Genomic DNA, 7,397 nt, shown 5'->3' on the forward strand with positions numbered 1-7,397 from the left:
CCGCTGCTGCGGGCGAAGAAGGCGCTGCGGCCCGCCGTTCTGGCCGCCTACGACGAGCCGCCGACGACGGACTCGCCCCGGACCGGACAGATCACCACCGCACTGGCGGGCGCGCGGCTGACCGAGGCGGGCGCAGGCGTCATCGGCACGCTGGCGCTGGCCGCAGCGCTCCAGCTGCTGGTGGCGCTGGTCGGCGCGCTGGTCAGCGGGGAGTCGCTGACGGCGGCGACGGCGGACCTGGGTGAGATCGGCTCCCGGCTCGGCGAGATGCTGCAGAGCCTCGGCGGATGGCTGACCACAGCCTTCCTGGCGAGCCTGGTCGCGCTCGGGCGCAGCGCCTACACCTCCCCGGCGCGGCGGCGTACCGTCGGCGTGCTGTGGGACATCGGCACCTTCTGGCCGCGCGCGGCCCACCCGCTCGCGCCGCCGTGCTACGCGGAGCGGGCCGTGCCCGACATCGAGGCCCGCGTCCGGACCTGGCTCGCCGCGGATCCGGCTCGCCGTCTGGTCCTGTCCGCCCACTCACAGGGCACGATCCTCGCGGCGGCGGCCCTGTGGCAGCTCGACCCCGCGACCCGGGGCCGGGTCGCCCTGCTGACCTACGGCTCACCGCTGCGCCGCCTGTACGGGCGGTTCTTCCCGGCCTACATGGGCCCCGACCAGTTGATGCGGCTGCAACGGGACATGCCGCGGTGGGACAACCTCTTCCGCCTCACCGACCCGATCGGGGGCCCCGTCCGCATCCCCGCGTGCGCGGGCAGCCCGGCCCCCGACCAGCCGGCCTTCCCGGACCCTCTGTCGTTCGGGCGCACCGAGGAGTACCCGATCCTGGTGCCGGTGAACGGGCACTTCGACTACCGGCTCGACCCGCGCTTCCTCGTGGCCCGCGACGCGTTGCTCAGCGCGATCGAGGACGCCCCGGCAGCCGTGAACTGACGGCCCGGGGCTGACGGCCTACGGCAGGTCCTCGGGCAGCAGCAGCTGCAACTGCTCGGTCGTCGCGTCCGGCAGCTGGGCGACGCGGACGGCGTGGTGTTCGATCATCGTCTCGAAGACCTGCCGGGCCGTGCGCCCGTTGCCGAACGTCGGGCCCTTGGGCAGGGCCGCGAAGTGGGTCAGGAGCGCGTCCGCGGTGGCCTCGGCCAGCTCGTACTCGTGCTCCTCGGCCTGGGCCCTGGCGATCCGCAGCAGTTCCTCGGCGGTGTAGTCGGGGAAGGTGATGGTGCGGGAGAAGCGGGACGCCACACCGGGGTTGGCGGCGAGGAAGCGCTCCATCTCGGAGGTGTAGCCCGCGACGATCACCACGACCTCGTCGCGGTGGTCCTCCATCAGCTTCACCAGCGTGTCGATCGCCTCGCGGCCGAAGTCGCGGCCGCCGTCCTCGGGGGCCAGCGCGTACGCCTCGTCGATGAACAGGACGCCGCCGCGCGCACGGTCGAAGGCCTCGGCCGTGCGCAGCGCGGTGGAGCCGATGTGCTCGCCGACGAGGTCCATCCGGGAGACCTCCACGAGGTGGCCGCGCTGGAGCACCCCCAGTGAGGCGAGGATCTCGCCGTAGAGGCGGGCCACCGTCGTCTTGCCGGTGCCGGGGGAGCCGGTGAAGACCAGATGGCGCCGGAGCGAGGGCGCCTTCAGGCCCGCCTGGCGACGCCGCCGGCCGACCGAGATCAGGTCGATCAGGGTGCGGACCTCCTGCTTGACGGTCCCCAGACCGACCAGTGCGTCGAGGTCCGCCAGCGCCTCCTCCGCCGGACGGCAGTCCGGGATCGGGGCGATCTGCGGCAGCCCGGACGCGAGGGGCTGCGCCGGGACGAGCGCGCGGGTGCGGACCAGTGCGGCGCCCGGGAGGGTCGTGGCCAGCGGCGGCTCGTCGGCGATGGCGGCGGAGGGGACGGCCGGCGCGGGGGCGGGCTTCGCGTCGTCCGAGGTGCAGCCCTCCGCCACCGGGCCGGGCTCGGAGAACTCGAAGCCGCCGCGCGCGTTCTGCTCGGCGCGGCAGCGGGTGAGCACCGTCGGGCAGCCGTCGATGACGTGGAAGCCGTAGCCCTTGCCGTGCGTGGCGCGGCATTCCTCGAAGGTGCCGCGCCCGCCCGCGGAGACGTAGACGGCCGCCTCGCCGCTGCCGCGCAGCGTGCAGCCGCGCAGCTCCGGGTCTGCGCCGCGGGTGACGATGACGCCGGTCGCGGTGTCGGCGATCTCGCAGTCCGTCAGCAGGCCGCCGCTGCCGTGGTCGCGGAACCAGATGCCCGTGGTCGCGTCCTGCGCGGTCAGCCGGTCCAGCCGGACCGTCGCGCCGGAGCTGACCGAGACGGCCGTGCCGCGTACCTGGCTCAGCGTGCAGCCGGCCGCCTCCGCCGCGGAGCCGCGGTCGAGCACGAAGAGTCCGTCGGGCACGTCCTGGATCCGGCAGTCCGTCAGCTTGGCGGTGGCGCCGGAGATGACCCAGACCGCGGGGTAGTCGCCGGTGCTGTCGAGCAGCTCGCAGCCGACGGCCTCGACGGCGGTGTCGGTGTCCCAGACGGACAGGCCGTTGCGTCCGAAGGAGCGCAGCCGGCTGTCCGTCAGCGTGAGCCGGGCCCGGCCGCGCAGGTCGGCGGCGTTCTCCGGGATGTCGTGCAGACGGCAGCGGGTCAGCCGCAGCGTGGCCGCGCCGTCCAGGGTCAGGCCGTTGTCCGAGACGCGGGAGACGGTGCAGTCGACGAGCAACCCCTCGGCCCGGTCGTCGGCCTGGACGCCGTTGCCGTCGACCTCGGTGAACTCGCAGCCCTCCGCCTCGATCCGGCTGCCCTCGCCGGTCAGCACCACGGCGGCCCCGGAGGTGCGGCGCACCGTGCCGCGCAGCAGGCGCAGCGTGCCGCCCGCGCGGACGACCACGCCGGACTGGCCGGTGCCGTCGATCTCGCAGTCCTCGACCAGCGCCTGGGCGGCCTCGGAGACGCGCAGCCCGAGACCGCCCAGGTTCTCCACCTTGGTGGTGCGGACGACGGGCCTGGCCTCGCCGCGGATCTCGATGCCGACCGAGGAGCGGGTCGAGATCCGGCACTCCGTCAGCTCCGGTGCTCCGGCCGCGACGACGACGGCGGGCGCGGAACCGTCCTGGCCCTCCAGGACCAGTCCGTGCACGGCCGCCGAGGCGAGCACGATCAGCGCGCTGCCGGCGGAAGGCTCGATCCGCACCGTGCCCTGACCCTCCGCGCTGCGCAGCGTCAGGGCCTTGTCCAGCACGATGTTCTCGCGGTAGACGCCCGCCCCCAGGGTGACCGTGTCACCCGGTTCGGCCGCCGCCAACGCCTCGGTGACGGTGGTGTACTCGCCCGAGCGACGACGCCAGCGCGAGGCGCCGTCCAGGGTCACCCGCACCACGCCTGCTCCCATGACGATCCGGTGCCCCCAGCTCTCTCGTTCTGCTGCGTCCGCCCACGGTACTGCGTCCGGCACCCTCGCCCGACCCTCTTCCTTCGACATCGATGACAACGAGCGGGAAGGCGATCGGTCGCCGCCCGCACCGGTGAGCTGTTGTGATCGGTTCCGCTCAGTCGGGCTGCGGCAGCGGGCCGGACTCCAGCACCGTCAGCTCGTCGCCCACGCGCAGGGTGCCGTAGGGAGCCCGGGGGACGAGGTGCATGCCGAAGGCGGCGCTCTTGGCGAAGCGGCGGCGCTTCCGCAGCGTGCGCAGGGGCTGCGCGCCCGTGAAGACCCCGGCCTCCTGGTCGACGGTGGTGATCGCGCAACGGCCGCACTGCTGCACGACCTCGAACTCCACCGCGCCGATCCGGATCCGCCGCCAGCCGGTCTCCGCCCACGGCGTCGGCTCGTCCAGCACGAGATTCGGCCGGAAACGCTCCATCGGGACGGGGCCGGCGTCGGCGGCCTCGTCGGGGTGGTCCTGCGCGATCAGCGCGTTGAGGGCGTCGAGGGAGCTCGTCGTGGTGAGCAGGAAGGGGTAGGCGTCGGCCAGGCTGGTGGTGGCCGGCCTGGGCCGCCGGTGGGGGTCGTCGAGGTGGACCAGGCGCACCTCGCGGTCGAGCAGCTTGCCGAACCAGTCGGCGACTTTCGGGTCCTCGACGACCGGGGCGGTGAAGCCGCTGCGGAAGATCGAGACGGGCGCGAGCGACGTCGGGTCGGGCGTGCCGACGTGCAGCGGCGCGTCGGCGTCGGGGTGGGCGAGCAGCAGCGTGCCGTCGGCGTCGACCCGGGCCTGGAAGCGGGCCAGCCGCGGGTCCTCACGCTGTGTCAGCACCTCGCCGTCCGGCTGGACCAGCATCCACCGGCGGTCTCCCGCGAGCCCCCACGGCTCGACGGAGGCGGTCTCCAGCGCCTGGGCGTGGAAGGACTTGACCGGGTGTATCCGTAGCGCAGTGAGCCGAGTTGCCATGCCTCTATGGTGCCAGTGTTCGAGTGCTGTGCAGGTCCGGCGACCTGTCAGGGGCGCGGGGAGACCCCGCGCCCCTCGAGGACTCAGACCTCCCGTGGAGCCTCAGTAACTCCGCTGCTGGGGGTAGCCGTAGCCGCCCTGGGGCTGCTGCTGGGGGTAGCCGTACCCGCCCTGCGGCTGCGGCGGGGCCGGGCGCAGCGGGGCCACGGGGGCCACCGGCGCCGTGTACTGGGACGGCGCGCCACCGTAGTTGGGCTGGTGCGGGATGTACGGCTGGGGCGCGGGGTACTGCGCCGGAACCGGCGTGGGCGGGGTGTAGCTGGGACTGCTCGGTCCGGGGCCCAGAGCCAGGCGGGAGGTCGGCATGGCCGGCAGGTTGCTGCCCCCGAAGGACGAGCCGTAGCCCGCGCCGTACGAGGAGCCGTACGACGACGAGCCGAAGCTGTCATAGCTCGCCGGCGGCAGTGCGGCGGGCACGTTGATCGGCGCGATCTGGGGGACGCCCCGCTCAGCCACAAGGCTGTCGTAGATGGGGGTGTCCGAGGCAAAGGACGGAGCGTAGTAACCGACTCCGTCGTAGGAGCGGGAGGTCATGACGCATACGGTAAGCCCACAACATGCCTGCTGAGGAGAGTGTCACCACAGGTAGTTGCGGGGATTGCCGAGCTTTTGACTCGCGCGACTGCCCGAAGTGGTGAAAAACGGTCAGATCGGAAGCAGAGTGTGGTGCGAACCGGTCGCATTGTTGATGCAATGTTTACCGGACGGACGCACTCCGCCCCCCTGGGGGCCGTGACCCAAGGGGGGCGGAAGGTGTTTTTCGGTCGGATGCGCCAAGGGTGCGCTGCGCAGCGAAGGCCCCGGTCAGTCGCCTGTCTTGGGCGGCTGGTTGTCCCGTCGGCGCAGGTAGCGTTCGAACTCACGGGCGATCGCCTCGCCGGACGCCTCGGGGAGGTCGACGGTGTCCTTGGCCTCCTCCAGCTGCTGGACGTACTCGGCCACCTCACTGTCCTCGGCCGCCAGCTGGTCCACCCCGAGCTGCCAGGCGCGCGCGTCGTCCGGCAGCTCGCCGAGCGGCACGCGGATGTCCAGCAGGTCCTCCAGCTTGTTCAGCAGCGCGAGCGTCGCCTTCGGGTTCGGCGGCTGCGCCACGTAGTGAGGGACCGCCGCCCAGAACGTCGCCACCGGCAGGCCCGCCTGGGCACAGGCCTCCTGCAGCACCCCGACGATGCCCGTCGGGCCCTCGTAGCGGCTCTCCTCCAGATCCAGGGAGCGCGCCACGTCCGGATCGGAGGTGACACCGCTGACCGGAACCGGACGGGTGTGCGGGGTGTCCCCCAGCAGGGCGCCCAGGATGACCACCATCTCGATGCCCAGCTCGTGGGCGAGCGCCAGCAGTTCCTGGCAGAAGCTGCGCCAGCGCATGCTCGGCTCGATGCCCCGGACCAGGACCAGGTCCCTGGTCTTCGGCTCGGTCACCCGGATCACCGAGAGCCGGGTCGTCGGCCAGGTGATCCGGCGGATCCCGCCGTCCATCCAGACCGTCGGACGGTTCACCTGGAAGTCGTAGTAGTCCTCCGCATCCAGCTCGGCGAAGACCTTGCCGCCCCAGGTGTCGTCCATATGGGCGACCGCGGTGGATGCGGCGTCCCCCGCGTCGTTCCAGCCCTCGAACGCGGCCACCATGACCGGGTCGATGAGCTCGGGCACGTCCTCAAGCTCGACCACCCCGGTGCCTCCCTCCACACTTGCCAGGCTGTGCCGGGATCCGGCTCGACCGAGCCGTCCCACGGACTGTAAGTGCCCAGCGTACGGGCAACCATGCCTGCGGCGCGGCGGCTTAACCGGTGGTTCGCCGAGGGCCGACAGGCCGCCACCGGGGTGGGCCGTACGGGTCCGCGAGCCGGGACCGCCGTCCCACCTGGCGGAATCCGGAGGAGCCGAATGTGTCGGCTGCAATACGCTGGGCCTCGTGCGCCCGCGACCGAGTGGGCGCAAAGCCGACAGCCGTCGCACACAGGGAGCCCCTCATGGCCGTTTTCGTTCCCCCTGCCGCCCAGGAGCGCGCCGACGCGCTGCGCGAGGCGCTCGCCACCCGCGTCGTGGTCGCGGACGGGGCCATGGGAACCATGCTGCAGGCCCGGAACCCCACGCTGGACGACTTCCAGGGGCACGAGGGCTGCAACGAGGTCCTGAACGTCTCCCGCCCCGACATCGTGCGCTCGGTGCACGAGGCCTACTTCGCTGTGGGCGTCGACTGCGTCGAGACCAACACCTTCGGCTGCAACCTCTCCGCCTTCGCCGAGTACGACATCGCCGACCGGATCGAGGAGCTGGCCGAGGCCGGCGCGCGGTTGGCGCGTGAGGTCGCCGACGACTTCGCCGCCGAGGACGGCCGCCAGCGCTGGGTGCTCGGCTCGATCGGTCCCGGCACCAAGCTGCCGACGCTGGGCCACATCACCTTCGAGGCCATCCGCGAGGGCTTCCGCCGGAACGCGGCCGGACTGATCGCGGGTGGCGCGGACGCCCTGCTGATCGAGACCGCGCAGGACCTGCTGCAGGTCAAGGCGGCGGTGCTGGGCGTCAAGCAGGCGCTGACCGAGTCCGGGCTGAGCCTGCCGATCTTCGCGCAGGTCACCATGGAGACGACCGGCACGATGCTGCTGGGCTCCGAGATCGGCGCGGCGCTGACCGCGCTGGAGCCGCTCGGCGTCGACTTCATCGGCATGAACTGCGCGACCGGTCCGGCGGAGATGAGCGAGCACCTGCGCTACCTCGCCCGTCAGGCCAAGGTCGGCCTGTCCTGCATGCCGAACGCCGGCCTGCCGATCCTGGGCAAGGACGGCGCGGTCTTCCCGCTCAGTCCGGAGGAGCTGGCCGACGCGCACGAGACCTTCGTGCGCGAGTACGGGCTCTCCCTGGTCGGCGGCTGCTGCGGCACCACACCGGAACACCTGCGCCAGGTCGTCGAGCGCGTCCAGGGCCTCCCGGTCACCCGGCGGACCCCGCAGCCCGAGGCGGC

At 72.8% G+C, this 7,397-nt stretch carries 4 protein-coding genes and 2 pseudogenes; 2 read left to right on the forward strand and 4 right to left on the reverse strand.

What is annotated here, in order from left to right; genetic code table 11:
* Positions 1–936, forward strand: a pseudogene (locus tag TR49_RS44315) (hypothetical protein); the annotation flags it as partial.
* Between the two features lie 18 nt (positions 937–954).
* On the opposite strand, the gene TR49_RS39195 reads toward TR49_RS44315, so the two are convergent.
* The 4 genes and pseudogenes from TR49_RS39195 to TR49_RS39210 form a co-directional block, all read right to left on the reverse strand.
* Positions 955–3,375, reverse strand: a complete 2,421-nt coding sequence (locus tag TR49_RS39195; RefSeq protein WP_042391205.1) for a right-handed parallel beta-helix repeat-containing protein — start codon at positions 3,373–3,375, stop codon at positions 955–957.
* Between the two features lie 157 nt (positions 3,376–3,532).
* On the reverse strand, positions 3,533–4,375 hold the full coding sequence (locus TR49_RS39200; protein ID WP_042391207.1) for an MOSC domain-containing protein: 843 nt from the start codon (positions 4,373–4,375) through the stop codon (positions 3,533–3,535).
* A 102-nt stretch (positions 4,376–4,477) separates the two neighbouring features.
* Positions 4,478–4,969, reverse strand: coding sequence for a DUF6643 family protein (locus TR49_RS46230; protein ID WP_052435001.1), 492 nt, complete (start codon positions 4,967–4,969; stop codon positions 4,478–4,480).
* Between the two features lie 288 nt (positions 4,970–5,257).
* Positions 5,258–6,103, reverse strand: a pseudogene (locus tag TR49_RS39210) (PAC2 family protein); the annotation flags it as partial.
* A gap of 302 nt (positions 6,104–6,405) precedes the next feature.
* Between TR49_RS39210 and TR49_RS39215 the strand changes: the two are divergent.
* Positions 6,406–7,397, forward strand: a 992-nt coding sequence (locus tag TR49_RS39215; RefSeq protein WP_042391211.1) for a homocysteine S-methyltransferase family protein, incomplete at its 3' end; no start/stop codon positions are given.

It is taken from the genome of Streptacidiphilus melanogenes, from assembly GCF_000787835.1.
Lineage (GTDB): Bacteria > Actinomycetota > Actinomycetes > Streptomycetales > Streptomycetaceae > Streptacidiphilus > Streptacidiphilus melanogenes.

Coding starts and splice junctions, on each gene's coding strand:
- TR49_RS39195 (WP_042391205.1), bottom strand. CDS start 3,375: ATGGGAGCAGGCGTGGTGCGGGTGACCCTGGACGGCGCCTCGCGCTGG.
- TR49_RS39200 (WP_042391207.1), bottom strand. CDS start 4,375: ATGGCAACTCGGCTCACTGCGCTACGGATACACCCGGTCAAGTCCTTC.
- TR49_RS46230 (WP_052435001.1), bottom strand. CDS start 4,969: ATGACCTCCCGCTCCTACGACGGAGTCGGTTACTACGCTCCGTCCTTT.